The sequence below is a fragment of the Streptomyces sp. NPDC059897 genome (genome assembly GCF_042730865.1).
Lineage (GTDB): Bacteria > Actinomycetota > Actinomycetes > Streptomycetales > Streptomycetaceae > Streptomyces.
Genome location: NZ_JBHWKQ010000021.1, coordinates 105661 through 131294 on the forward strand (window position 1 = coordinate 105661; position 25634 = coordinate 131294).

Sequence of the window (25634 nt, forward strand, 5' to 3'; positions counted from 1 at the left end):
CTAGCTGACCTCGATCTTGTCGACGGAGTCGTCTTCCCTGACCTTGTCGGAGATCTTCTGCAGGGCCCTGGTCAGACCCTTGGCGTCGAGGTCACCGGAGAGGAACGAGTTCCACGGCACCAGCTGGTCGGTGTTCATGCCGTAAGCGACGACGAACAGGTAGTTGAAGATGTTCTCGCCCGCGGCCTCGAGCATCTTCGTCTGCGAGACGAGGGCCGAAGAGCCGTAACCGTCGGCGGGCACCGTGCCCTTGACGATCGTCGGGGCCAGCTTCGTCCTGGAGAAGTTGGCAGCCGCCTTCTCCGACAGCATCGCTCGCAGGACTTCCTTGCCGCCTGCCGCGTTCTTTCCCTGCTTGGGGACGATGAACGGCTCGCCCGCGGCCGCGCGAAGCGACTCGTAGGGCATCTTCGGCTTGTCGGTGAGCGTCATCTCCGGGATGCCGGTCATCTGGAAGTCCTTCTTGGTGGCGTCCTTCATCTCGTTCTCGATCCAGCCACCGGACGGGTAGAGCAGCGCCTTCTGGTCGTTGCTCCAGATCGCCTGCGCCTTCTGGAACTGGGTGCCGGAGCCACCGGGGACGAACATCTTCTCCTTGACCATGGTCTCCATGACCTTGAGAACGCCCTGGATGGCCGGGTGCGACCAGCAGTCCTTCTCCAGGTTCTCCAGAGCGAGCCGGACCTCGTCGCCGCCCTCCTTGATCGCCGAGTCCATGAGCAGCGTCGAGTAGTAGGTCGCCGCCTCCTTGCCGTGGACGAAGAGGTACTTGCCCTTCTTCTTCGCCTTCTGGCCGAGGTCGAGCGCCTCGTCCCACGTCTTCGGCGGCGTCCAGCTGTTCTCCTCGAACAGCGTCTTGGAGTACCAGACTCCGTACACCGTCATGACGTAGTTGAGCGCGACGAACTTGTCCTTGAAGGTGCCGGGGTCCTTGACGCCGGGGTAGATCGTGTCGGCGATCTTCTTGCCCTCGTAGTTCTTGGCCTCGAGGACGTCGTCCAGCTCCTCCAGCTGGTCGAGGATGCCGAGGAACCCGATCTGGTCCTCACCGGAGTTGTCGATGAGGTCCGGCGGGTTGCCGCCGACGAACCGGGGCTGGAGCTCCGGGGCGATGTCGACGACCGGCTTGACCTGGACCTTCGTCCCGGCGATCTGGGCGCCGATGACCTTGTTGACGTACTCGACGTAGTCGGTGCCGTAGCCGCCGTCGAAGATGGCCGCCTCGATCTTGGAGTTCTTGGCGACACCGAACGGGTTCTTCTCGCTGCCCTTGTTCTTCGGGCCGCCGTCGTCACTGTCGTCGCTGGAGGGGGAGCCACACGCGACGGCGAACGAACCCATGGCCGCGGTCGCGATCGCCCCGCGCAGGAGCGTCCGCCTGTCGAGAGAGCCGGCACGAATGGTCATCTCTGCATCCTCACTGATCGATTGGATCTCTACCGGTTTGCTGCATCACCGATGGTGATCAGCTGAGATGGCGGAAAAGGCCTGTGCCGAGGTTGGATCCCATGCTCAAGTCCTCGCCTTCTCCAGGACTCAGGCGGTGAACGGGATCCTCCCCGGCACCGCGGTGATGTGCTGCGCAACGCAGGTGGAGCTGGGTGGTACCCGCCCGGATCTCGCACAGGCCGGGGCGGTGGCGACAGGTATAGTCCACTCCCCGCGAGGGGGGCAAGATCGAATGCAGGTTTGGGCATCGGTCTTTTCCGAGTTGAGACCTCCCGGAAATACGTCGCACCAGCGACGAACCGATCTTTCCAACTTCCTTGTCTACAAAGGGTGTAGCAACGGCTTTGCGGAACCGCTCGGGCCGCTTACTCGGAAACCGCGCCGTATTCCATGAGCAGCAGCGCGGAATCGTCGTCGACGCCGGAGTCGGTGTGCAGCTGCACATCTCCGCGCAACCGCACGAGACACCCGTCGAGGGATTCCCCGCGCAGCAAGGAAACGCGCTGGACGAGCGGATAGAAGGCGTCCTCCGCGTCCCGCGCCTCGGCGAGCCCGTCGGTGTAGAGCAGCACGCGGTCGCCGTCCGCGAGGTCGACGCGGCTCGGCTCCGGCGGGTCCTGCTCCAGCCAGTCCAGGCCGAACGGCAGGGCGGGGCTCGGCGGGTGGGCCAGTTCATGGCTGCCGTCGGCCCGGACGACGAGCGGCGGCGGGTGCCCGAAGGAGAGCAGCGTCAGCCGTCCCGACGGGGCGAGTTCGGCGAGGACCGCGGTGACGAACTGCTCGTCGACGCCTCTGCGGCCGAGCGCCCCGGACATTCTGGCCGCGACGTCCTCCAGGTCGTCGGCGTCGTGTGCGCTCATGCGAAAGGCGCTGAGCATGACGGTGGCCGTGCGCACGGCGCCGAGCCCCTTGCCCTGTACGTCGCCGATGACGGCGCGGACCCGGCCGTCGTGCGCGGGGACCACCTCGTAGAAGTCGCCGCCGATCCGGGCGTCCTCGGTGGCGGAGACGTAGGAGGCGGCGATCCGGGCGGGGGCGGTGTCCTGCGGCACCGGGGCGAGGATCACGCTCTGCACGAACTCGGAGATGAGCCGGTGCCGGGTGGCCCGCCGCTCGTGCCGCACGCGCGCGTGCGCGGCGACGGCGGAGGCGCCGGTCACCGCGGCCACGCTGATGAGGGCCACCACGCCGCGCCGCGTGAAGAGCAGGTCGTCGTACGCGGCCACGGCGGCGCACAGCAGCAGCGCGACGAAGCCGCAGGTGATCACCTTGCGGGCCGGCGCGCAGCAGGCGGTGAGCGCGGGGCAGACCGCGAACAGGGGCAGCAGTCCGACCTCCGCGCCGAGCACCACGTCGAGCGCCGCGACACCGACCGCGGCGACGAGGCCGGGACAGATCGCGGTGGACCACGCGGGGAACGCGGGAGCGCGCACGACGCCTCCAGGGGGCCGTTGAAGCAGGATTCCTGAATCGGGCCTTTTGGGTTCTTTTGCCAAGATTTGCCACTGTACATCGGCGATTCGGACGCCCGGCCGGGCGTTCACAGCCCGTCCGGCAGGGTGCACACGGCGTGTCGGCCCCGCCCGCCCCACCCGGAGCACCCAAAGGGTCCAACACCCTTGACACCACCGGGCACTTGAGCCCCTACTGGACTCTGCTCAGCAACTGACAACGTTGTCCAGTAGCGGGAGGGTGAGCCCCTTTATGCGAGGCAGATCCAGACACAGACTCGGTGGTACGGCCGCGCTGGGCGCGGCCGTACTCGTGCTCACGGCGGCAGGTCAGGGGCTCACCCCCGCGACGGCCGCCCACGCCGCCGGGGGCAAGCCGGAGTTCCGGTCCTCCTTCGAGGCCGGTCAGCCCGCCCCCGACTGGCTGAACACCGTCGACACCGGCGCCGACGGCAAGAAGCGGGCGAGCGGCGTCGACGGCGCGTACAGCAGCGGCATGCCGGGCAATGTGAACGGCCATGTCACCGAGGTCCGGGCCAGCGACGAGAACCAGGGCGGCGGGGAGACCAAGGAGAACCTCGTCGACGGCGAGCCGACGACGAAGTGGCTGGCGTTCACGCCGACCGCGTGGGTCGAGTTCGACCTCGACGAGCCGGTCAAGATCGCCAAGTACGCGCTCACGTCGGCGAACGACCACGACGAGCGCGACCCGAAGGACTGGACGCTGAAGGGGTCGACGGACGGCAAGGAGTGGACGACGCTCGACTCCCGCTCCGGCGAGACCTTCGACAAGCGTCAGCAGCTGAAGTCGTACGACATCCAGAACCCGGCGGAGTACGCCCACTTCCGCGTCGAGTTCACGAAGAACAACGGCGCGGGCGACGCGACGCAGCTCGCCGACCTCCAGCTCTCGACGGGCGAGGACTCCACGCCCGCCCCCGAGGACATGCTCTCGCTGGTGGACCGCGGCCCGACGGCCTCCCCCACCGCCAAGGCGGGCGTCGGCTTCACGGGGACGCGTGCGCTGCGCTACGCGGGCAGCCACAAGGGCGACGGCCGGGCGTACTCGTACAACAAGGTCTTCGACGTCGACGTGGCGGTGGCCAAGGACACCGAGCTGGCGTACAAGATCTTCCCGTCGATGGCGGACCGCGACCGCGACTACGACGCCACGAACGTCTCCGTCGACCTGGCCTTCACCGACGGCACGTACCTGAGCGACCTCAAGGCCGTCGACTCCTACGGCGGGCTGCTCACCCCGCAGGGGCAGGGCGCGGCCAAGCGGCTCTACGTGAACCAGTGGAACGCCGTGAAGTCCGGCATCGGGTCGGTCGCCGCGGGCAAGACCGTCGACCGGGTGCTCGTCGCATACGACTCCCCCAAGGGGCCGGCGAAGTTCCGCGGCTGGCTCGACGACATCAGCATCGCGAAGGCCCGACCCGCCAAGCCCAAGGCGCACTTGAGCGACTACGCGTCGACGACCCGCGGCACGAACTCCACCGGCGGCTTCTCGCGCGGCAACACCTTCCCGGCGACGGCCGTCCCGCACGGCTTCAACTTCTGGACGCCGGTGACCAACGCGGGCTCGCTGAGCTGGCTGTACGACTACGCGCGCGACAACAACGCGGACAACCTGCCCACCCTTGAGGCGTTCTCGGCGAGCCATGAGCCGAGCCCGTGGATGGGTGACCGGCAGACGTTCCAGGTGATGCCGTCGGCGAAGTCGGGCGACGCGCTGGACACCTCTCGCTCCGGCCGTGCGCTGCCCTTCAAGCACGACGACGAGACGGCGACGCCCTCGTACTACGGCGTGAAGTTCCAGAACGGCGTGAAGGCCGAGATGACGCCGACCGACCACGCGGCGGCGCTGCGCTTCAGCTATCCGGACGACGACGCGAGCGTGGTCTTCGACAACGTCTCCGACCAGGGCGGCCTCACGCTCGACAAGGAGAACGGGGTCGTCACGGGCTACTCGGACGTGAAGTCCGGTCTGTCGGCGGGCGCCACGCGGCTGTTCGTCTACGGGACCTTCGACAAGCCGGTGACCGACGCCGACTCCTCCGGCGTGAAGGGGCACTTCAGCTTCGACGCGGGCAAGGACCGCACGGTCACGCTGCGCCTGGCGACCTCGCTGATCAGCGTCGACCAGGCGAAGGACAACCTGGCGCAGGAGCTTCCCGCCAAGCGCTCCTTCAGTGACGTACGGGACGCCGCGCGCGCCCAGTGGGACGCGCTGATGAAGAAGGTCGAGGTCGAGGGGGCGACGGAGGACCAGCGCACCAGCCTCTACTCCTCGCTGTACCGGCTGTACCTGTACCCCAACTCGGCCTTCGAGAAGGTCCGTTCGCAGGGCGGCGCGGGGAAGGCGACGTACAAGTACGCCTCTCCGTTCTCGCCGATGACCGGCCCCGACAGCCCCACCCACACCGGCGCGAAGATCGTCGAGGGCAAGCCGTACGTGAACAACGGCTTCTGGGACACGTACCGCACGACCTGGCCCGCCTACTCGCTGCTGACGCCGAAGAAGGCCGGTGAGCTGGTCGACGGGTTCGTGCAGCAGTACCGGGACGGCGGCTGGACCTCCCGCTGGTCCTCGCCGGGCTACGCCGACCTGATGACCGGCACCTCGTCCGACGTGGCGTTCGCGGACGCGTACGTGAAGGGCGTCGACGACTTCGACGTCGAGTCGGCGTACAAGGCGGCCGTGAAGAACGCGACCGTGGTGGCGCCCTCGGCGGGTGTCGGCCGCAAGGGCATGGAGACGTCCCCGTTCCTCGGCTACACGTCCTCGGACACGCACGAGGGCATGTCGTGGGCGCTCGAGGGCTACCTCAACGACTACGGCATCGCGGAGATGGGACAGAAGCTCTACAAGAAGACCGGGAAGAAGCAGTACAAGGAGGAGTCCGAGTACTTCCTCAACCGGGCCCGCGACTACGTCAACATGTTCGACGACAAGGCGGCAGGCGGGAGTTCGAGCCCCGGCTTCTTCCAGGGCAAGGACAAGAAGGGCGACTGGCGCGTGAAGTCGGCCGACTTCGACCCGGCGATCTGGGGCTACGACTACACGGAGACCAACGCCTGGGGCTACGCGTTCACCGCCGTCCAGGACAGCCGCGGCCTCGCCAATCTGTACGGCGGCCGGAACGGTCTCGCCAAGAAGCTCGACACGTACTTCGACACGCCGGAGACCGGTTCCGCCGATGTCGCGGGCAGTTACGGCGGCGTCATCCACGAGATGACCGAGGCGCGCGATGTGCGGATGGGCATGTACGGCCACTCGAACCAGGTCGCGCACCACGTCACGTACATGTACGACGCGGCGGGTCAGCCGTGGAAGACGCAGGAGAAGGTCCGCGAGGTGCTGTCGCGGCTCTACACCGGCAGCGAGATCGGGCAGGGCTACCACGGCGACGAGGACAACGGCGAGCAGTCCGCCTGGTTCCTGTTCTCCTCGCTGGGCTTCTACCCGCTGGTCATGGGCAGCGGTGAATACGCCATCGGTTCCCCGCAGTTCACGAAGATGACGCTGCACCTCGACGGCGGCAAGGACCTCGTCGTCAAGGCGCCCAAGAACAGCGCGAAGAACATCTACGTGCAGGGCATGAAGGTCAACGGCAAGGCGTGGAACAAGACGTCGCTGCCGCACTCGGCCATCGCCGACGGCGGCGTCATCGAGTTCGCGATGGGCGACAAGCCGTCGAAGTGGGGCACGGGTGCGGGCGCCGCGCCGACGTCGATCACGAACGACGACAAGGTGCCCGCGCCGCGCTCCGACGCGATCACCGGCTCGGGCGCGCTGTTCGACAACTCCTCTGCGACGTCCGCGAGTGCGGAGTCCGTGGAGCTGCCGGTCGGCGCGGACGGCGCGAAGGCGGTCCAGTACACGCTGACGTCCGAGGACAGGGCGAAGGCGCCGAAGGGCTGGCGCCTGGAAGCCTCGGACGACGGCAAGGACTGGAAGACCGTCGACGAACGCTCCGGCGAGTCGTTCGCCTGGGACAAGCAGACCCGGGCGTTCTCCGTGCCGTCCCCGGCGGCGCACCAGCACTACCGGCTGGTGTTCACCGGCGGGGCGGCGACGGTGGCGGAGGTGGAGCTGCTGTCCTGACCCGGTCCCGGGTGGCGTGCCTCGCGGCGCGTCACCCGGGGCAGTCCCCGCTGTCGTACGTGCGGTACAGCTTCAGCTTGCGGTCGTGGCGCGGGGCGGGGAACTCCACGACCGGGACCGGTTTGCACGTCGACCACCGGTTGTTGGTGCCCTGGCCCGCGAAGCCGTACGTGCCGGTCGCACCCTGGAGCATGCCCGCGCTGTTGACGGTGGACTGCGACAGCGTCGTGTAGAGCTCCTGCCGGGTCGGGAGCAGCTCGGTGTTCTTGCCGTGGTTCATCTCGGCGAAGGTCCGCTTCGTCGCCTCGGTGAGCAGCCGCAGGCCGTCGTAGTACGAGGCCGCGTAGCCGTCCGCCAGGGGCTTCTCGCCGAGCGTGTGCGCGGTCCTGAGCTTGTCGAACTGGTCGAGGAAGTCGTCGACGCCCGCGGGCCGGTCCCTGGAGCCCCGCTTCTCCCAGCGCGGGTCAAAGGAGGCCGCGTCGACGATCGTGGCCTGCGCCTTGTCGAGGTCCCGCTCGACCTCAGGCCTGGTGAGGGTGGGTTCCAGGCCGATGCCGGTCTTCATGATGCGCAGCGGCCCTTCGCGGTCGCAGCTTCCCGCGTCGGAGAGGGCGTCGATGAAGCCCGGGAGGTCCTGGTCGCGGCCCGCGAAGAAGACCGTGTCGGTGCCCTCGCTGCAGATCTTGTTGACCGCGTCGACGAAGATGCCCGGCTCGCCCTCGTCGCTGCCGGAGGAGCCGGTGAAGAGGGACGAGCTGGTGGTGAGGCCGTAGTCCTTGCCGAAGTGCTTCTTGAGGGTGCTGGTCAGGTCCCTCGAGTACACGTCGCCGGTGTGCCGGTCGAGGAGCAGCAGGCCCTTCTTCTTCCCCTGGGGGTAGGTGTCGAGGTAGTGCTCCAGGGCGTTCGCGAACTCCTTGTCGTCCGGCGAGGTCTTGAAGAAGTAGTCGAAGTTCATCGACGAGGCGTTGATCACCGGCCCCACCGTGGGGATCTTGCGTGCGGTCAGTTCGGTGAGCGCGTCCTGGGTGTCCGTCTGGCTGCTGGGGATGCCGGTGACGCCGACGAGTGGATGCTTGGTGTCGGCGGCCAGGTCGTCCAACTGCCGTACGACCGGCTTCCATTGGTCGAGTTGTTGGCCGACCGGCGCGAGCATCAGCTGGACCTGCGGGCCGCCCGCCCCGGCGTTCGCCTCCTTGAGCGCGGCGAGGGAGCCGGCGAGGGCGCGGCGGATCATGTCGCCGGTCATGGCGCTCTTGTCGCCCGAGGTGAAGGCCATCATCAGGGCGACGCGGACGTACGGGGTGCCGCTCTCGGAGGCGACCTGGTCGTTCTCGTCGGCGATGGCGTCGAGGAGCGAGCCGATGTCGTCGTCCGCCTCGAAGGACTGGCTGGTCACGCCGATGCACTGGCCGCCGATCTCGCTGAGCCCGTCGTCGCATCTGCGCAGCAGCTTCGAGCCGCCGTAGATCCCGCCCGCGACGAGCGCGAGGACGACCAGCACCGCGACGCACCAGTCCAGCGGCCCCCACTCCCTGATCCTGCTGCCGAACATCAGCCTCCCTCCACGGAGTTGGTGCTGGCGGGAACGGGCAGTTCCTGCCTCTTGCGGGCGGCCGTCGGCCAGTCGCGGGCCGCCTGCCCGAGGGCCGCGTACCAGGTGGGGTGGCGGCGCGCGAGGAAGCCGAGCTCCTCCCCCACCGCCCGGCACATCCGGTCGGCGTCCGGGTCGAGGCCGGCGTCCGCGTACGGCTCGGAGAGGTACCACAGGGCGTGCAGCAGGCGGTTGATGCTGCGGCCCGAGGGGTCGAGGTCCGCGTAGCGGGCGGCGTGCTCGCCGTCGGCGATCTCGACGCGCTGGTCGCGCCAGGTCTCGTCGGCGGGCGGCACGGGCGCGCTCGCGCACCGCTTGAGGCACAGCAGCCAGTGCTCGACGCTCTGCTCGGCCTCCTCGGCGTCGAACTCGTCGGCGAGCATCGCGACGACCTGCCGGGGGTTTCCGGCGGCGAGATTGTGGCGCAGGGCGTCGGCCTCCTCGGTCTCGGCGCGCTGGACGTGGTGGAGGTGCAGGAAGGCGTGGATGGAGCGCCAGCTGTGCGGCTCGTCGCCCGGCGGCAGGGTGCGCCGCGCCTCGTGGACGAGGAGGGTGCGCAGCAGGCCGATGGTGACCAGCGGGCTCTCGGCGTCCGGGAGTTCCTGCCATTTGCGCTCGACGAGGTACTGGGCGGCGGCCGTCGCGGGCAGCTGCTCCGGGCCGACCAGGCCGAGGTCCTGGGCGAGCGCCTCGGCGGCCTTGGAGTCCCGGGCGAGGCACAGCTTGACGAGGCGGTCGCGCTGGCGGCGGTCGGGCAGCAGGTCCCGCAGCAGCACCTCGGTGACGGCGCGGCCGCCCTCGACGCGCAGGTCGAGGAGGTCGCGCGGGACGACGGTGCGGTTCTGCCGGGCGGTCTCGACGGCGGCGTCGGCGAGGACGGTGCTGGCCGAGGGGTGGCCGCCGGTGAGCGCGTGCAGCGCGGAGGCGAGGTGCGGGTGGAGCAGCCGCGAGGACGCCCGGTCCAGCATGGACAGGATGTCGTCCCTGGTCAGCGGGGTGAGCGGGAGGACGAGGACGCCTTCGGACGGCTCGTGCCCGGTCCGTTTCCACAGGGTGGCGGCGTGTCCGGGGCGTCTGACGCCGCCGGGCGGCAGCAGGTCGACGAGTTCCCGGCGCACGGCGTGTGGCGCGTCCTCGTGCGGCAGGTCGCCGAGCCGGGTGGCGACGACCACGATCCGGTCGTCGTACTTGCGGCCCCCCACCGCCCGCTGCTCCAGGAGGAGTTCCAGGAAGCGGGCGCCCGCCGGGGTGTGCGCCTCGTCGAGCAGGATCAGCGGCCAGGGCTCGCGGTTGAGCCGGCGCACCAGGCCGTGCGCGTGCGCCGTCTCCTCCAGGAAGGCGGCGGTCAGGGCCTGTTCCGCGGCGTGCAGGTAGTCGCCGCCGCGGTGGAAGCGGCGGGACAGCAGCCACAGCGGGTCCTCCACCGCGATGGTGCCGTCGGGCGTGGTGTGCCGCTGCCGGAACCAGGCGCGGGAGGCGGCGAGCGGCATCCGGGCGCCGAGCTGGCGCAGCACGGCGGCGGTGACGGGCTGTGTCCCGTCCGGGTCGTCGGGGTCGCCGTCGCGGGCGGCGGCCTCGCTGAGCGAGGTCTCGACCTGGGTGGCCCAGTCGCGGGCGACCTCGCGCTCGGTGCCGCGCGCCAGGCCGCTCGCGATGAGCATCCGGGCGTGCCGACGGCACACCTCGTCGCGTTCGTCGCTCTGCCCCAGGTGCCAGCCCGACACGGCGAACAGGGCGGGCATCAGCGTCCGGAAGACGCCGTACGTGGGGGTGAGCGCGCACACGAGGCGCTCCAGGATCTCGGCGGGCGACGCGGCGGTCTGCGGCGGCACGCTGCCCTCGGGGACCTCCTCGGCGAGGCCGGAGGCGACGGGTGAGCCCGGCACGACGGCGCGTACGTGGGCGAGCGGGAGGCGGCCCCGGTAGCCGCGGGCGAGGGCGTCGAGGAGGGCGCTGCGTCCGGTGCCGTGCTCGCCGGTGAGCAGCACGACGGGTACGTCGGACCCGAACTCGCGCTTCGCACGGGCGCGTTCGTGGAACGCCAGCCCGGTGAGCGAGGGAACGAGCGATCCCACCAGGGGTTCGCGCCCGTACAGAAAGGGCGCCTTGGGCCTGGCCATCTTCGGCTGTCCTGCTTCCCTAGGGATCGTCAACTTCTGCGTGAACCCTAGAACTTACCGGTGGCGCCGATCTCTTGCCAGATGGTCCGCAAGGCCGCGGACCCCTTCACGGTTGCGGATAAATCTCCAGCTCGGCGCCCTCGGGCAGCTCTTCGACGCCCTGGACGACACCGCCCGGATAGGCGATCCGGACCCGGCGCAGCGACGTGATCCCCTTGAGCGGGGAGAGGTCGATGTCGCCGCCCTGCGTCACATGCAGCTCCTCGAGGCCTTGCAGGCGACGGGACATGCGCCGCAGTTGCAGCGGGGTGCCCTGCTGGGCGTAGACGAAGAGCTTGGTCAGCTGCGGGATCTGGCTGGCCGGGTTGAACAGGAGCGTGCTGAGCTGCTCGGCGGACACGCAGAGCGTGCGCAGCGCGGGAAGGCGGCCGAGCAGTCCGCCCCAGCCGTCGGGCAGCAGCCGGCTGCTCGCGTCCTGGAGGTGCAGTTCCTCCAGGGCCACGCACCGGGTGATCTCGGAGAGGTCGGAGGTGCCGGGCGGCAGCGAAAGGGTCCTGAGCCGGCCGGGCCTGGGCAGTTCGCCGACGCCGCGCCAGGGGACGCCCGCGCCGATGTGCAGGGCTTCGAGCCGGGCGCACTGGTCGAGCTGCTCCAGCGGTTCGAACTGCGGCACGTTCTCCAGGACGAGGCTGCGCAGCTGCGGCAGGCCCGTGAGCGGTTCCGGGTCCTTGACGTTGCGGCAGCCCTGGAGGGTGAGGCTCTCCAGGTGCTGGAAGTCGTGCAGCAGCGAGAGGTCGTCGATCCCCAGCGCGCCGCGCAGCCGCAGCTCGCGCAGGTGCTCGGGGGACAGTGCGGCACGGACGGCGTCGGGGTCGAAATCGCCGTGGATGCCGACGCGCTCGCAGCCGGGCAGCCGGGACAGGGCATCGAGTTCGGCGCGGGAGCGGACGGTGACGGGTTCGCCGGGCGCGGCTTCGAGGAGCGGGGCGATGATCTCGCGGGCGTACGTCTCGGTGTCGAAGCGGTCCCAGTGCCCGAGGAGCTGGGCGCGGACGGTGGACTGCGAGGTGGTGAGGAATTCGCGGAGCCGCGGGATGGCCGCGTCGCCGCCGATCTGGCAGATGGCGTGCGCGGTCGCCAGCTCGGCGTCCCCGTCCAGTTCGTCGGCCCTCGGGAGCAGCCCGAGGAGCAGCGGCCCGGTGCGGGCGAGGACGCGGGCCTGGCGCAGGCTGCGCGGCGGGAGCATGCTCGCGGCCTCGGCCTCGATGGTCTGGCGCACGACGGGTTCGAGCCGGGTGGCCTGTTCGAGGGAGGCGAGTGCCAGGAGCCGGATCCGGGCCTGGACGGTCACGTCCTTCTCGCGCTTTCCGCGGTCGCTCAGGCGCATCAGCAGGTCGGCCCGCCCATTGTGATCGGCTTGCGCGACGGCCATCTGCACCACGTCCTCCCACTGGTCCATGTGAGCGTGTTTCACCAGCATGCCGAAGTCACGGTCCTCAAGAACAGCCTTGGCACCCAGGTAGTCCTGAAACGTACGATGAATGAAGTCCACGGCGCCCGGCGCGGGCTCGCGGAGCAGCCCGGAGCGCTCCAGCAGATACTCAAGGGCGTACTCGGGCCCGCCGAGCCGTTCCAGGCTCGGCACCTGCGGCTGGAGCCTGCGCAGCTCGTGGATGGCGTCGTCGCGCTCCATCTGCGTGTCGTCGTTGCGGATCAGCCGGTACGCGAGCCGTTTGAGCGGTTCGGTCGCGGACTCCTCGTCGAGCCGGGGCCGGTCGTCGCCCCGCCCGTACAGATCGCGCTCCACGTCGCGCCGCTCCAGGAGCATGGACAGGGCGGCCCGGTAGAGGGAGGCCCGGCCGTTCGGCAGGAAGCCGCGGCGTTCGCGGTGCAGGGCGCAGATGAGGCTGCACATCAGCGGGTTGGTGGCGAGGCGGCTCAGTTCGGGGTTGGAGCGCAGGGATTCGACGAGCTCCTCGGCGAGCCGTTCGGGCGCCCCCGCCGCGATGTGCCAGCGCGCGATGAAGCGGCGCAGATCGGCGGGGCTGAGCGGGTTGAGGCTCAGCTCGTAGAAGCCGTCGCTGCGCAGCCAGCCCGGTTCGAGGGCGGAGGGCCGGGTGGTGCACAGCCAGAGGTTGCCCGGGAAGTCGTTCACGAGGTCGCGCAGCCACTGGCGGGCGCGGCGCCGGTCCGCCTTGGGGATCTCGTCCAGGCCGTCGACCAGCAGCACCGCGCGGCCGTTCTGGAGGACGCGGACGGCCCAGCCGTCGGGTTCGCTGCCGCTGAGTCCGCAGCGCATCCACTCCAGGAACTGCTCCGGCATGGGCAGTTCGGCGCCCTGCCGGGCGAGCGTGCGCAGCGGCAGCACGAACGGGACCCGCCCGATCAGCTGCGGCAGCGCGACCGGCACGGCCTCCTGGCGTGCGGTGGTCAGGGCGAGCCACTGCACGAGCGTCGTCTTGCCGGTACCGGCGAGGCCGTGCAGGACGATCTTGCCGCGCCCGGCGAGCGCCGTCTCGACGCTCTCCTCGGGCACGGTCTCGTAGTCGCCGTCCTCCTCCTCGGCCGCCGTCAGCGGTACGGCGGTGGGGCTCAAGTAGGCGTCGTCCAGCGGCCATTCGGGGCCCGCGGGGTCGCGCAGGTCGACGCCGTAGATGGTCAGCCGGCCGTGCCGCTTGACGACATAGTCGGCGTACGCCTCCTCGAAGCGGAGGTCGGCGGCCTGATGGTCCTCGCCCGTGACGATCCGCAGCACGCGGTCCAACTGCTCCTTCTGTTCACGGAGTTGGCGCGAGTTCGACAGCTGGGCGCGGGCCTCGAACCCGGGCCGCTCGGTGAAGAACCGCACGATGTGCACGCAGGCGGTGACGAGCAGCGCGTCGTGGAAGCGGGCCGCGTCCGCGGTGAGCAGCCCCTTGATGTCCCGCTCCGCCGCGCTGGACAGCGTGGCGGCCAGCTCCTCCGGCCCGAGCAGCACCAGGTCCACGTCGTTCATGTCGAGTTGGCCGAGCGCGAAGAGCGTACGGGTCAGGGCCTGGCCCACCGCGTCGTGCTCGTCGTCCGGCAGCCGGGCCTCGCGCGGCGGCGCGGCCCGCACGGCACGCCGCACCAGCTCCCGCGAAAGCCGGTGCATGTCGTCGCGGCTGAGAGCGGGATGATCGCCCACGAACGACAGCAACGACCGTACGCGGACGGGCTTTTCACCGGGGAACTCGGCGCCCGCCACCTTCTCCGGCGGCAGCACGAACCGCTTCAGCAGCGGCACCACCACCGAGGACGCGAGTCTCAGCCCCATTGCGCCCAGTTCCACCGCTCACCCCCGTCGCCCACGTGTCCTCCACCATACGTGTACGAGGCCGGGGCGACAGCTGCCCGAACTCGCACCACACGACCTTGCCGGGGTCCCGCTCCCCCACGCCCCACGCGTCCGCGAGCGCCGTCACGAGGATCAGTCCGCGGCCCCCCTCGTCCGGCCGCACCACCCGTGGCACACCGTTGCCGCTGTCGTGCACCTCGACGCGGAGTCCGTCCTCGTAGGGCAGCAGACACAGCAGGTAGCCGCGGCCGGGCGGCACGCCGTGCAGCAGGGCGTTGGTGGCGAGTTCGCTGACGCACAGCGTGATGTCGTCCGCCCGGTCGCCGCCCACGCCCCAGTCGGCGAGCGCGGCGCGGGCGAACCCCCGGGCGGCGGGGACGGATTGGCGTTCGCGACGGAAGAAGCGTTCGCGGGGTTCGTGGTTCACGAGTGGAATGTTGCGGAGAGTGATTGACTGACGACAGTGAACTGACCCCGACAGATTTTTTGTCGGGGTTCGAGTGGGGTCAAGAAGGAACGGGGGCGGGGAGATTGCCCGTCATGAGCCCTGCGCAACATCCGCCGAAGAATCCGTCGGCGATGAGGCTGGTCGCCGACCTCGTCGCCCTCTTCCGGAAGGCCGCCGGTTACACCCAGGCGGCACTCGCGGAGCGGCTGATAGTGGCCGAGTCGACGATCGCGGCGATCGAGCAGGCCCGGCGCCCGCTGGTGCCGAAGCTGGCGGCGTCGATGGACCAACTCCTGGACACCAAGGGGGCGTTGGTCACGGCCGTGGCGGCGATGCCGGAGGTGGACCAGTTTCCGTTGTGGGCGGAGTCGTACATGGCGCACGAGCGCGAGGCCATCGCGTTGTCCTGGTACGACGTCCTGACCGTGCCCGGCATCCTCCAGACCGAGGACTGCGCCCGCACGGTGCTGCGCAACCGCGTCCCGGCGTACGACGAGGACGAGATCGAGACGAAGACGGCCGCGCGCGTGCAGCGGCAGGAGGTGCTGCACCGCAAGTGCCCGCCGACGCTGAGCTTTGTGGTGTGGGAAGCGGCGCTCAAGCTCGCTTACCTCGCCCCGCTGGCACGGGCGGAGCAGCTCCGGCACCTGCGGGCGTGCGCGGAACTTCCGGGACTGGCGCTCCAGTTCCTGCCGCTGGACTCCCCAACTCACGCGGGCCTCGATGGGGCCTTCACCCTGCTGGAGACCCCCACGCACCAGCACCTCGCCTACACGGAATCCCAGCGTGGCAGCCAGTGGGTTTCCGACCCCGACCAGGTGTCCTCGCTGGCGCGCAAGTATGCGATGCTGCGATCACAGGCCCTCACGCCCGAGCAGTCCATGGGCCTACTGGACCGGCTGCTAGGAGAACGATGAGCACCGCACTGAACTGGTTCAAGTCGAGCTATAGCGGCAGCGAAGGTGGCCAGTGCCTCGAAGTCGCCTACGACTGGCGGAAGTCGAGCTACAGCGGCGACGAAGGTGGCGCCTGCGTCGAGGTCGCCGCCCACCCCACCGCCATCCACATCCGCGACTCCAAGAACGCCGACGGCGGGCCGCACTTCACTGTCACGCCCGAGGCGTGGACCGCGTTCCTCGACGGAGGCCGGGGCTGAAGCCGCTCGGGCTCGACGCCGTCCGGCGGGTCCGGGAGCTGGAAGGTCCCCGGTCGCGGCTCTGGCGCGCCGAGTTCCGCGGGACCCCGGTGATGGTCAAGCAGCTGGTCGACGCCCCGGAGGCCGACGACCGGTACGCCCGCGAGGTGGCGGCGCTGCGGCTCGCCGCGAGCGTGGACCCGCCCGTCGTCCCCCGCCTCCTCGACACCGACGCGGACGAACGCGTGCTGGTCCTGGAGTACGTGGAGCACCGGCATCCGGGGCCGGACTGGCGGGTCGACTACGCGGCGGCGCTCGCGCGGCTGCACGCGGCGGGGCACAGCGCCACGGACGCCGAGGCCCGCGCGCTGCCGGTGTGGGCGGGGCCGACCGGCGAGGACGTCGACGCGTTCCTCCGGTTCGCCGCCACGCTCGGCGTGCCCGAACCGGGCGGCGTACGAACGGAGTTGGAGGCTCTGGTGGGCCGCCTCGCGGGGGCCGCCAACCGGGCGCTGCTGCACGGCGACCCGTGTCCCGGCAACGATCTGCACGGCGCCGACGGCGTACGGTTCATCGACTTCGAGCAGGCGGCCGTCGGGGACGGCCTCGTCGAACTCGCCTACCTCCGGATCGGCTTCCCGACCTGCTGGTGCTCCACGGCCGCGACCCCGGAGGAACTGGCCGAGGCGGAGGCCGCGTACCGGGAGGCGTGGCGGGCGGCCACCGGCACCGAGGTGCGGGGCGATGTCACGGACGCGTGCGCCGGATGGCTGCTGCGCGGCGACGCGCTGGTGCCGCGGGCGGAGCGCGGCACCGTCGACCACCTGGCCCGCGTGCCGGACGGCGACTGGGAGTGGGGCACCGCGACGGCGCGGCAGCGGCTCGCGCACCGGCTGGGGATCGTCGCCGACGGGAGCGGCGGCCTTCCGGCTCTCGGGCGACTGGCCGCGGACCTGCGTACGGCCGTGCTCACCTGCTGGCCGGGGCTCGCCCCGCTGCCCGCGGAACGGCCGCCCGGGTCCTGACGCGGCAACGGCGAAGGGCCGCGACCCCACCGGGGGTCGCGGCCCAACTGCGTTACCGGATCGCTTACTCGCTGATCAGGCTGCGCAGCACGTACTGCAGGATGCCGCCGTTGCGGTAGTAGTCCGCCTCACCGGGGGTGTCGATGCGGACGACCGCGTCGAACTCGACACCGGTGTCGGTGGTGACCTTCACCGTGGACGGCGTGGTGCCGTTGTTGAGCTCGGTCACGCCGGAGATCGAGAAGGTCTCCTCGCCGGTCAGACCCAGCGTCTCGGCCGACTGGCCCTCCGGGAACTGCAGCGGCAGGACGCCCATGCCGATGAGGTTCGAGCGGTGGATGCGCTCGTACGACTCGGTGATGACGGCCTTGACGCCGAGGAGCGCGGTGCCCTTGGCGGCCCAGTCACGGGACGAACCGGAGCCGTACTCCTTGCCGCCGAGGATGACCAGCGGGGTGCCCTGGGCCTGGTAGTTCTGCGAGGCGTCGTAGATGAACGACACCGGCGCGTCGGCCTGGGTGAAGTCGCGGGTGTAGCCGCCCTCGGTGCCCGGCGCGATCTGGTTGCGCAGGCGGATGTTGGCGAACGTGCCACGGATCATGATCTCGTGGTTGCCGCGGCGCGAGCCGTACGAGTTGAAGTCGCGGCGCTCGACGCCGTGCTCCGACAGGTACTTGCCAGCGGGGGTGTCGGCCTTGATCGCACCGGCCGGGGAGATGTGGTCGGTGGTGACCGAGTCGCCCAGCTTGGCCAGGACGCGGGCGCCGGAGATGTCCTCGACCGGGGCCGGCTGCATCTCCATGCCCTCGAAGTACGGGGGCTTGCGGACGTAGGTCGACTCGCTGTCCCACTCGAAGGTGTTGCCGGTGGGGACCGAGAGGGCCTGCCACTGGGCGTCGCCTGCAAAGACGTCCGAGTAGGACTTGTTGAACATGTCCTCGCCGATGGAGTTGGCGACGACGTCGTTGACCTCGGCCTCCGTCGGCCAGATGTCGGCCAGGAAGACGGGCTTGCCGTCCTGGTCGACGCCGAGGGCGTCCTTGGTGATGTTGACCTTCATCGAACCGGCGATGGCGTACGCGACGACCAGCGGCGGGGACGCCAGGTAGTTCATCTTGACGTCGGGGTTGATGCGGCCCTCGAAGTTCCGGTTGCCGGAGAGGACGGACGTCACGGCCAGGTCGTGGTCGTTGACGGCCTTCGAGACCTCGTCGGGCAGCGGGCCCGAGTTGCCGATGCAGGTGGTGCAGCCGTAGCCGACGAGGTTGAAGCCGACCTTGTCGAGGTACGGGGTCAGGCCCGACTTGTCGAAGTAGTCGGTGACGACCTTCGAGCCCGGCGCGAGGGTGGTCTTGACCCACGGCTTGCGGGTCAGGCCCTTCTCGACGGCCTTCTTCGCGACGAGGGCGGCGGCCACCATCACGTAGGGGTTCGAGGTGTTGGTGCAGGAGGTGATCGCGGCGACGGTGACGGCGCCGTGGTCCAGCTCGTACGTCGAGCCGTCGGGGGCGGTCACGGTGACCGGGTTCGACGGGACGCCGTTCGTGGCGGCCGGGGCGTCGGACGCGGGGAAGGACTCCTTGCCCGCCTCCTCGTCGTCCGCCACGTAGTTGCGCACGTCCGTCTTGAACTGCTCGGCGGCGTTCGCGAGGACGATGCGGTCCTGCGGGCGCTTCGGGCCGGCGATCGACGGGACGACCGTGGAGAGGTCGAGCTCCAGCTTCTCGGAGAAGTCGGGCTCGGCGGCCGGGTCCAGCCAGAGGCCCTGCTCCTTGGCGTAGGCCTCGACGAGCGCGACCTGCTGGGCGTCACGGCCGGTCAGACGCAGGTAGTTCAGCGTCTCGTCGTCGATCGGGAAGATCGCGGCGGTGGAGCCGAACTCCGGCGACATGTTGCCGATGGTGGCGCGGTTGGCGAGCGACGTGGCGGCCACGCCCTCGCCGTAGAACTCGACGAACTTGCCGACGACGCCGTGCTTGCGCAGCATCTCGGTGATCGTGAGGACGAGGTCCGTGGCGGTCGTGCCGGCCGGCAGCTCGCCGGTCAGCTTGAAGCCGACGACGCGCGGGATCAGCATGGAGACCGGCTGGCCGAGCATCGCGGCCTCGGCCTCGATGCCGCCGACGCCCCAGCCCAGGACGCCCAGGCCGTTGACCATCGTGGTGTGCGAGTCGGTGCCGACCAGCGTGTCGGGGTAGGCCTGGCCATTGCGGACCATGACCGTACGGGCCAGCTTCTCGATGTTGACCTGGTGCACGATGCCGGTGCCCGGGGGGACGACCTTGAAGTCGTCGAACGCGGTCTGGCCCCAGCGCAGGAACTGGTAGCGCTCCTTGTTGCGGCCGTACTCCAGCTCGACGTTCTGGCCGAAGGCGTCCTTCGTGCCGAACTTGTCGGCGATGACGGAGTGGTCGATGACCAGCTCGGCCGGGGCCAGCGGGTTGATCTTCGCCGGGTCGCCGCCGAGCTCCTTCACGGCCTCACGCATGGTGGCGAGGTCCACGACACAGGGCACACCGGTGAAGTCCTGCATGATCACGCGGGCCGGCGTGAACTGGATCTCCTCCGCCGGCTGGGCCTGGGAGTCCCAGTTGCCGAGCGCACGGATGTGGTCGGCGGTGATGTTCGCGCCGTCCTCGGTGCGGAGCAGGTTCTCCAGAAGGACCTTGAGGCTGTAGGGAAGGCGAGCAGAGCCCTCGACCTTGTCCAGCCTGAAGATCTCGTACGACTCGTCGCCCACGCGCAGCGTGCTGCGGGCGTCGAAGCTGTTCGCCGACACGACAGTCTCCTTCATATATGTGCGCGTTCCACCGGCCGATCAGCTAAGGTAGGGCTTAGTTAGGTAACCCTTATCAGCCGACCGTCGAAGCTGTGCGCCGCGGCACGCCTCGGCAGATATCTCGATGTCGAGATAACTCTAATACATCGCCCCGCGATGCCTTCAAGCGGTGTCGCCGAGCTCACGCCTGGGCGCGTACCCCCGATGGTGCCCCCTCATCGCCGCGACCGCCGCACGGAGCCCCGGCACGCCCCGGAACCCGCCGGAACCCGCCGGAACCCGCCGGGGCCGCGCCTGATCGCGGGCCCTGCGGGTACACGCAGTGCATGCCGCTGACATTCCGTAAGAGTTTCCGCATCCTCCCCGGGGTCCGGCTCAACATCAATCGCCGGTCCTGGTCCATCACCACGGGCGGCCGGCACGGGCCGCGCCGCACCCACAGCAGCACCGGACGCCGCACGACATCGGTGGATCTGCCCGGCCCCTTCGGCTGGCGCCGCACGCGCACGAACAGGCGCCACTGACTCCGCTTCGGGCCCGTCACTCCAACGGGCCCCCCGGCGTGCGGCATCTCATATCTGAGATAACCTGCCGCCATGGCAGACGACTACCTCGAACGCATCGGCAAGCTCATCCGCGACGCCCGGCAGCACCGGGGCTGGACGCAGTCGCAGCTTGCGGAGGCGCTCGGCACCAGCCAGAGCGCGGTGAACCGCATCGAGCGCGGGAACCAAAACATCAGCCTTGAGATGATCGCCCGAATCGGCGAAGCTCTCGACAGTGAAATCGTCTCCCTCGGGTACGCGGGACCGATGCATCTGCGCGTGGTCGGCGGACGCCGGCTGTCGGGATCCATCGAAGTGAAGACCAGCAAGAACGCGTGTGTGGCACTGCTGTGCGCCTCGCTGCTCAACAAGGGCCGCACCGTGCTCCGCCGTGTCGCGCGCATCGAGGAGGTGTACCGCCTTCTGGAGGTACTCGGCTCGATCGGCGTACGCGCCCGCTGGATCAACGACGGCGCGGACCTGGAGATCGTGCCGCCCGCCGAGCTCGACATGAACGCCATCGACGCGGACGCCGCCCGCCGCACCCGGTCGATCATCATGTTCCTCGGCCCGCTGCTGCACCGTCTGGACCGCTTCAAGCTGCCCTACGCGGGCGGCTGCGACCTCGGCACCCGCACCATCGAGCCGCACATGATCGCGCTGCGCCGCTTCGGCCTCGACATCACGGCGACCGAGGGGCTGTACCACGCGGAGGTCCACCCGGACGTCGCGCCGGACCGCCCCATCGTGCTGACCGAGCGCGGCGACACCGTGACGGAGAACGCGCTGCTCGCCGCGGCCCGCGCCGACGGCACGACGATCATCCGCAACGCCTCCTCCAACTACATGGTCCAGGACCTGTGCTTCTTCCTTGAGGCGCTCGGCGTCCAGGTCGAGGGCGTCGGCACGACCACGCTCACCGTGCACGGCGTGCCGCACATCGACGTCGACGTGGACTACTCGCCGTCCGAGGACCCGGTCGAGGCGATGAGCCTGCTGACCGCGGCCGTCGTCACGCAGTCCGAGCTGACGGTCAAGCGGGTGCCGGTCGAGTTCCTGGAGATCGAGCTGGCGGTCCTGGAGGAGATGGGCCTCGACCACGACCGCTCGGCGGAGTACCCCGCCGACAACGGCCGCACGCGCCTCATCGACCTCACGGTCCGCCCGTCGAAGCTCGAAGCGCCCATCGACAAGATCCACCCGATGCCGTTCCCGGGCCTGAACATCGACAACGTGCCGTTCTTCGCGGCCATCGCGGCGTCCGCCCAGGGCAAGACCCTGATCCACGACTGGGTCTACGACAACCGGGCGATCTACCTGACCGACCTCAACCGGCTCGGCGGGCGCCTCCAGCTCCTCGACCCGCACCGGGTCCTGGTCGAGGGCCCGACCCGCTGGCGGCACGCCGAGATGATGTGCCCGCCGGCGCTGCGCCCCGCCGTGGTCGTCCTGCTGGCGATGATGGCGGCCGAGGGCACGTCGGTGCTCCGCAACGTCTACGTCATCAACCGCGGCTACGAGGACCTGGCGGAGCGGCTCAACTCCGTGGGCGCGCAGATCGAGACGTTCCGGGACATCTGATCGCGGGACTTCGCACCCTGCCTGCCCGAGGGGCGGGCAGGGTGTGAGAGTGAGCGCATGAAGCGCTCCTCGTGCGTCGCGGTCGCCACGTGCGCCGCTCTGGTCCTGCTCTCCGGATGCGGTACGGGCGGAGCCGGTCCGGACCCCAAGTCGCCCTCGCCGCACGGAGGTTCGGCGCCCTCGGGGGCGCCGACCGCGAGCCGCTCCCCCGCCGCGGGCAAGGGCTCCGCGGACCCGGACGACTTCAACGGGGACGGACACCGGGACCTGCTGCTCCCCGTCGAGACGCCGGGCGGCGAGCCGCAGTGGGAGCCCGCCGACGAACGGCTCCTCGTGGTGTACGGGTCGGCGCGCGGCCTCGACCCGGTGACCCGCCACGTGTACGGGCGCGGCGACCTAGGGCTGGCCGAGGCCGGGCCGTCCGGCTCGGGCGTCGACCGCCCCGAGGCCGTCGACGCCCGGCAGGTGGCCGCCGCCGACCTCGACGGCGACGGCTTCCCCGACCTCGCCGTACCGGTCCTCGGCGCCGAGAACGTGGCCGACGGGCAGATCGACGACCGGCCGACGGCGCTGTACGTGGTGTGGGGTTCGGCGAGCGGATTCGGCGCGGCGGAACACGGGCCGACGAAGGTACGGATGCCCCCGGGCACATCCGTGCACGGCCTCGACAAGGTGGTGCGCGGCGACTTCGACGGCGACGGACGGCACGACCTGGCAGGACTGGAGAAGTCCGGCAAGACCGTGCGGCTGCTCTACGGGCCCTTCGACCGGGCCACCGGGGCGCCCGCCCGCTCCGGGACGCTGCCGGGCAGCGGCGGCACGCTGTACGCCGACGCCATCGAGCCGACCGGGAAGAAGCCCCGGGTGACCCCGCTCCTCGTGCGCGCGAGCGACGACGGCGAGCAGGCCCACAACACGCTCTACACGGCGCCCGCGCGCGGCGGCAGCGGCCGGGAGCTCGTCGCGGGCAGCGCACAGGCCTTCGGCGACTTCGACGGGGACGGGCGGCGGGACGTGGTCGTCGGCGACAACGGCAGCCGCAACAACGAACCGGGGGCCGGGGCCGAGGCCCCCGAGGTGCACCGGGCCATGACGATGTACCCCGGCGACGGCGGCGCCCCCGTCCGCCGCGAGCTGCCGGAGGCGAGCGGGCACCGGCAGGGCTTCCAGACCCCGCTCGTGTACGCGGCCGGGGACCCGGACGGGGACGGGCGGGACGGGGTCCTGGTGCCCACGGACCGTGGGGTGGCGCTGCTCGACGGGGCGGACGAGGTCGTGGAGTTCGACCGGCGGGGCCCCGAGCGGGTGCGCGGCAAGAAGCTCCGCTCGGAGCGCCGGCACGCCCTGCCGTACGGCTCCGCCGACTTCGACGGGAACGGGCGCGACGAGTTCGTCCTCGCGTGGAGCGCGGACGCGATGTTCGCGATGTACGGGAACAACCCGACGCACTGGTGGGTGACGGTGGGGACATCGGGGCGGGACCGGGCGTCCTTCGACGCGACGGCGTGGCTGAAGCGGCGCCCGTACGCGTCGCCGTCGTCCTGAGCCGATCAAGCGAGAACGCTACGTGGCCGCGACGAACTCCCGGATCGCCGCCGCCAGGGCACGCGGCTGGTCCAACGGAATCAGCGTGCCGCAGTCGTCCAGTTCCACCAGCCGCCCCTGCGGAAGCAGTTCCGCCAGGCGGCGGCCGTGGGCCAGTGGCATCATGCGGTCCTGCTTGCCCCAGACCACCAGCGCGGGCCGGTCGTAGGACCGCAGCGCGTCCGCCGCCTCCATCATCTCCGTCTTCACCCCGGACCGGAGATAGTGCAGCAGCAGCTTCCGGGCCGCCGGGTCCTTGCGCAGTGGCTCGATCCAGCGGTCGATCAGCTCGTGCGGGACGGGGCGCTGCGACATCACCGCGTACCCCGTGCCGGGCATGCGGCGCAGAGGCCGCACGGACAGCGTGCGCGCGAGCATCGTGATGCCGCCGGGGACCCGGGACATGACCTCCAGGAGCTTGCCCGCCGGGCCCGGCGGATAGTTGTCGAAGGCCTCGCAGCCCGCGATGACCAGGCGCCCCACCCGGTCGGGCCGCTCGGCGGCTAGCTGCTGGAGGCGCCCGCCGTCGTTCTCGACGAACACCGTGTCGTCGGCCAGCTTGAGCGCGTCGGCGAACTCGCCGATCAGCAGCGCCACGGAGTGCGGGGTGATCTTGGCGCCGGGCCGCACGGGCACGTGGTTGCTCCCGTACGGGAGGGTGGGCACGATGCACCGTACGGACGTGCCCAGTTCGTCGACGACGTGCCGCCACACCGTGCCGTCCTGGGCGAGCCCGTGGAGGAGGACGACGGTCGGCCCGTCGCCTCCGGAGTCCTCGTACGCGATCGGGCCCACGGAGAGGTCCACCGAGAGTTCCGTCTGCTGCGTCATACGGCCGAGCCTAGGCGCGGTGGGCGCTCAGGGCAGGACGGCGATCCCGTCGAGTTCCACCATGGCTTGTTCGTCCCACAGCCGGCTCACTCCGATCACGGCCATCGCCGGGTAGTCGCGGCCCGCCAACTCCCGCCAGATACGGCCCAGTTCGCGGGCGTTCTCCCGGTAGTCCGCGACGTCCGTGGCGTAGACCGTGACGCGCGCCAGGTGTTCCGGTGTGCCGCCGGACGCGCGCAGGGCGGTGAGCAGATTCGTCAGGGCGCGGGTGAACTGGGCGGGGAGGGTGTCGCCGACGACCTTGCCGTCGGCGTCCAGGGACGTCTGGCCGGCGAGCATCACCATGCGGCCGCCGGTGGCGACGACGGCGTGGGAGAAGCCGGTGGGCGGGGAGAGTTCGGGCGGATTGACGCGCCGCAGATCGCTGCTCACACGGACTCCTTCGTCTGCCCTTTGGACAACTTTCGGTACAACTCCCGGGCGATGATGGCCCGTTGGACCTCGGAGGCACCCTCGTAGATGCGGGGCGCCCGGACCTCGCGGTACAGGTGCTCCAGGACGTGGCCTCGGCGCAGCGCCCGCGCTCCGTGCAACTGCACCGCCGCGTCGACGACTTGCTGGGCCGCCTCCGTGGCGATGAGCTTCGCGGCGGCGGCGCGGCGCGGCACGTCCGGGTCGCCCTCGTCGTACGCGGACGCCGCCGCGTAGACCATGAGGCGCGCGGACTCGACCCGTACCGACATGTCGGCGACCTGGTGCGCGACGGTCTGGAGCTCCTTCAGCGGGGCGCCGAACGCCTCCCGCTCGGCGGTGTGCGCGAGCGTCGCGTCGAGGGCCGCCTGCGCCATGCCGACGGCGAAGGCGCCGACGCTGGGCCGGAACAGGTTCAGCGTGCCCATCGCGACGCGGAACCCGGCGTCGACCTCGCCGAGCAGGTCGTCGCGGGTGACCGGGACGCCGTCGAAGGCGAGCGCCCCGATGGGGTGCGGGGAGATCATGTCGAGGTGTTCGCCGGTGAGGCCCGCGCGGTCGGCGGGGACCGCGAAGGCCGTCACGCCGCGCGCGCCCGCGCCCTGGGTGGTGCGGGCGAAGACGGTGTAGACGTCGGCCTCGGGCGCGTTCGAGATCCAGCACTTGTCGCCGGTGAGCCGCCAGCCCTCGCCGTCCGGGTCCGCGCGCAGCGACAGCGCCGCCGCGTCGGACCCCGCCCCCGGCTCGCTCAGTGCGAACGCCGCCACGGCCCGGCCCGCACCCACCTCCGGAATCCACCGCTCACGGATCGCATCGGCACCGTACGCGTGGATCGGATGCGCCCCGAGGCCCTGGAGCGCGAGCGCCGTCTCGGCCTCCGTACTGACGCGGGCCAGGGACTCGCGCAGCAGGCACAGATCGAGCGCGCCGGACGTGAACAGGCGCTCAAGGAGGCCGAGTTGGCCGAGTTCGGCGACGAGGGGGCGGTTGACGCTGCCCGGTTCCCCCTTCTCGGCGAGCGGGGCCAGGCGCTCGGCCGCGAGGGCCCGCAGCTCCTCACACCACGCGAGCTGCGCCGGTTCGAGCGAGAATGTCCCCATACGTGGTGCTCCTCTCACGACTGCCTACCGGCCACACTGCCCGCCGCCCGCACACAGGAACCGTATCGCGCCCCGTTGACTGTCGTCACCATCACGA

At 70.6% G+C, this 25634-nt stretch carries 16 protein-coding genes and 1 pseudogene; 7 read left to right on the top strand and 10 right to left on the bottom strand.

Translation table 11 applies throughout. The features are described from left to right. Window positions 1-1407 carry an N-acetylglucosamine/diacetylchitobiose ABC transporter substrate-binding protein gene (gene ngcE / locus ACFV9W_RS23265; RefSeq protein WP_385763883.1) on the bottom strand — a complete coding sequence of 469 codons (1407 nt, stop codon included), beginning with the start codon at window positions 1405-1407 and terminating at the stop codon, window positions 1-3. 407 nt (window positions 1408-1814) lie between these two features. Then, window positions 1815-2882, bottom strand: a complete 1068-nt coding sequence (locus ACFV9W_RS23270; protein ID WP_385763885.1) for a PP2C family protein-serine/threonine phosphatase — start codon at window positions 2880-2882, stop codon at window positions 1815-1817. Window positions 2883-3153: 271 nt separating this feature from the next. Between ACFV9W_RS23270 and ACFV9W_RS23275 the strand changes: the two genes are divergently transcribed. Beyond that, entirely contained in the window at window positions 3154-7011 is a 3858-nt protein-coding gene (locus ACFV9W_RS23275) for a GH92 family glycosyl hydrolase (RefSeq protein WP_385763887.1), read from the top strand. A 31-nt stretch (window positions 7012-7042) separates the two neighbouring features. On the opposite strand, the gene ACFV9W_RS23280 is transcribed toward ACFV9W_RS23275, so the two are convergent. The 4 genes and pseudogenes from ACFV9W_RS23280 to ACFV9W_RS23295 form a co-directional block, all read right to left on the bottom strand. After that, on the bottom strand, window positions 7043-8563 hold the full coding sequence (locus ACFV9W_RS23280; protein WP_385763889.1) for an ABC transporter substrate-binding protein: 1521 nt from the start codon (window positions 8561-8563) through the stop codon (window positions 7043-7045). Then, entirely contained in the window at window positions 8563-10722 is a 2160-nt protein-coding gene (locus ACFV9W_RS23285) for an ATP-binding protein (RefSeq protein WP_385763891.1), read from the bottom strand. The genes ACFV9W_RS23280 and ACFV9W_RS23285 overlap by 1 nt, the downstream gene beginning before the upstream one ends. A gap of 106 nt (window positions 10723-10828) precedes the next feature. Further along, entirely contained in the window at window positions 10829-14017 is a 3189-nt protein-coding gene (locus tag ACFV9W_RS23290) for an NACHT domain-containing protein (RefSeq protein WP_385763893.1), read from the bottom strand. Window positions 14018-14093: 76 nt separating this feature from the next. Further along, window positions 14094-14489 (bottom strand): annotated as a pseudogene (locus ACFV9W_RS23295) (ATP-binding protein); the annotation flags it as partial. 89 nt (window positions 14490-14578) lie between these two features. On the opposite strand from ACFV9W_RS23295, the gene ACFV9W_RS23300 reads away from it, so the two are divergent. The 3 genes from ACFV9W_RS23300 to ACFV9W_RS23310 all read left to right on the top strand — a co-directional run bounded on the left by ACFV9W_RS23300 (window position 14579) and on the right by ACFV9W_RS23310 (window position 16646). Further along, window positions 14579-15403 carry a Scr1 family TA system antitoxin-like transcriptional regulator gene (locus ACFV9W_RS23300; protein ID WP_385763895.1) on the top strand — a complete coding sequence of 275 codons (825 nt, stop codon included), beginning with the start codon at window positions 14579-14581 and terminating at the stop codon, window positions 15401-15403. Next, window positions 15400-15642 (top strand): DUF397 domain-containing protein, encoded by a 243-nt coding sequence (locus tag ACFV9W_RS23305; RefSeq protein WP_385763897.1) that lies wholly within the window; start codon window positions 15400-15402, stop codon window positions 15640-15642. Before ACFV9W_RS23300 ends, ACFV9W_RS23305 begins: the two co-directional genes overlap by 4 nt. A gap of 92 nt (window positions 15643-15734) precedes the next feature. Continuing rightward, complete coding sequence (locus ACFV9W_RS23310) at window positions 15735-16646, top strand: phosphotransferase (protein ID WP_385763899.1); 912 nt, start codon at window positions 15735-15737, stop codon at window positions 16644-16646. A 64-nt stretch (window positions 16647-16710) separates the two neighbouring features. Here the strand turns inward: ACFV9W_RS23310 and acnA are convergent, their stop codons facing one another. Further along, window positions 16711-19425: an aconitate hydratase AcnA gene (gene acnA / locus ACFV9W_RS23315; RefSeq protein WP_385763901.1), complete on the bottom strand. Its 2715-nt coding sequence runs from the start codon at window positions 19423-19425 to the stop codon at window positions 16711-16713. 326 nt (window positions 19426-19751) lie between these two features. On the opposite strand from acnA, the gene ACFV9W_RS23320 reads away from it, so the two are divergent. From ACFV9W_RS23320 to ACFV9W_RS23330, 3 genes are all read left to right on the top strand, one after another. Then, entirely contained in the window at window positions 19752-19949 is a 198-nt protein-coding gene (locus tag ACFV9W_RS23320; RefSeq protein ID WP_385763903.1) for a DUF4236 domain-containing protein, read from the top strand. Window positions 19950-20021: 72 nt separating this feature from the next. Beyond that, a complete protein-coding gene (locus tag ACFV9W_RS23325; protein ID WP_385763905.1) occupies window positions 20022-21551 on the top strand; it encodes a helix-turn-helix domain-containing protein in 1530 nt (509 codons plus the stop codon). 57 nt (window positions 21552-21608) lie between these two features. Then, a complete protein-coding gene (locus ACFV9W_RS23330) occupies window positions 21609-23096 on the top strand; it encodes an FG-GAP repeat domain-containing protein (RefSeq protein WP_385763907.1) in 1488 nt (495 codons plus the stop codon). Window positions 23097-23114: 18 nt separating this feature from the next. Here the strand turns inward: ACFV9W_RS23330 and ACFV9W_RS23335 are convergent, their stop codons facing one another. From ACFV9W_RS23335 to ACFV9W_RS23345, 3 genes are read right to left on the bottom strand one after another with little or no spacing between them, the layout of a single operon-like run. After that, window positions 23115-23966, bottom strand: a complete 852-nt coding sequence (locus ACFV9W_RS23335) for an alpha/beta fold hydrolase (RefSeq protein ID WP_385763909.1) — start codon at window positions 23964-23966, stop codon at window positions 23115-23117. A gap of 27 nt (window positions 23967-23993) precedes the next feature. Further along, window positions 23994-24398: a RidA family protein gene (locus ACFV9W_RS23340; protein WP_385763911.1), complete on the bottom strand. Its 405-nt coding sequence runs from the start codon at window positions 24396-24398 to the stop codon at window positions 23994-23996. Beyond that, window positions 24395-25537 carry an acyl-CoA dehydrogenase family protein gene (locus ACFV9W_RS23345; protein ID WP_385763913.1) on the bottom strand — a complete coding sequence of 381 codons (1143 nt, stop codon included), beginning with the start codon at window positions 25535-25537 and terminating at the stop codon, window positions 24395-24397. Before ACFV9W_RS23345 ends, ACFV9W_RS23340 begins: the two co-directional genes overlap by 4 nt. Window positions 25538-25634 lie beyond the last annotated feature (97 nt).

Coding starts and splice junctions, on each gene's coding strand:
- ACFV9W_RS23285 (WP_385763891.1), bottom strand. CDS start 10,722: ATGGCCAGGCCCAAGGCGCCCTTTCTGTACGGGCGCGAACCCCTGGTG.
- ACFV9W_RS23330 (WP_385763907.1), top strand. CDS start 21,609: ATGAAGCGCTCCTCGTGCGTCGCGGTCGCCACGTGCGCCGCTCTGGTC.
- ACFV9W_RS23320 (WP_385763903.1), top strand. CDS start 19,752: ATGCCGCTGACATTCCGTAAGAGTTTCCGCATCCTCCCCGGGGTCCGG.
- ACFV9W_RS23345 (WP_385763913.1), bottom strand. CDS start 25,537: ATGGGGACATTCTCGCTCGAACCGGCGCAGCTCGCGTGGTGTGAGGAG.
- ACFV9W_RS23275 (WP_385763887.1), top strand. CDS start 3,154: ATGCGAGGCAGATCCAGACACAGACTCGGTGGTACGGCCGCGCTGGGC.
- ACFV9W_RS23335 (WP_385763909.1), bottom strand. CDS start 23,966: ATGACGCAGCAGACGGAACTCTCGGTGGACCTCTCCGTGGGCCCGATC.
- ACFV9W_RS23310 (WP_385763899.1), top strand. CDS start 15,735: ATGGTCAAGCAGCTGGTCGACGCCCCGGAGGCCGACGACCGGTACGCC.
- ACFV9W_RS23280 (WP_385763889.1), bottom strand. CDS start 8,563: ATGTTCGGCAGCAGGATCAGGGAGTGGGGGCCGCTGGACTGGTGCGTC.
- ACFV9W_RS23300 (WP_385763895.1), top strand. CDS start 14,579: ATGAGCCCTGCGCAACATCCGCCGAAGAATCCGTCGGCGATGAGGCTG.
- ACFV9W_RS23290 (WP_385763893.1), bottom strand. CDS start 14,017: ATGGGGCTGAGACTCGCGTCCTCGGTGGTGGTGCCGCTGCTGAAGCGG.
- ACFV9W_RS23305 (WP_385763897.1), top strand. CDS start 15,400: ATGAGCACCGCACTGAACTGGTTCAAGTCGAGCTATAGCGGCAGCGAA.
- ngcE (WP_385763883.1), bottom strand. CDS start 1,407: ATGACCATTCGTGCCGGCTCTCTCGACAGGCGGACGCTCCTGCGCGGG.
- ACFV9W_RS23325 (WP_385763905.1), top strand. CDS start 20,022: ATGGCAGACGACTACCTCGAACGCATCGGCAAGCTCATCCGCGACGCC.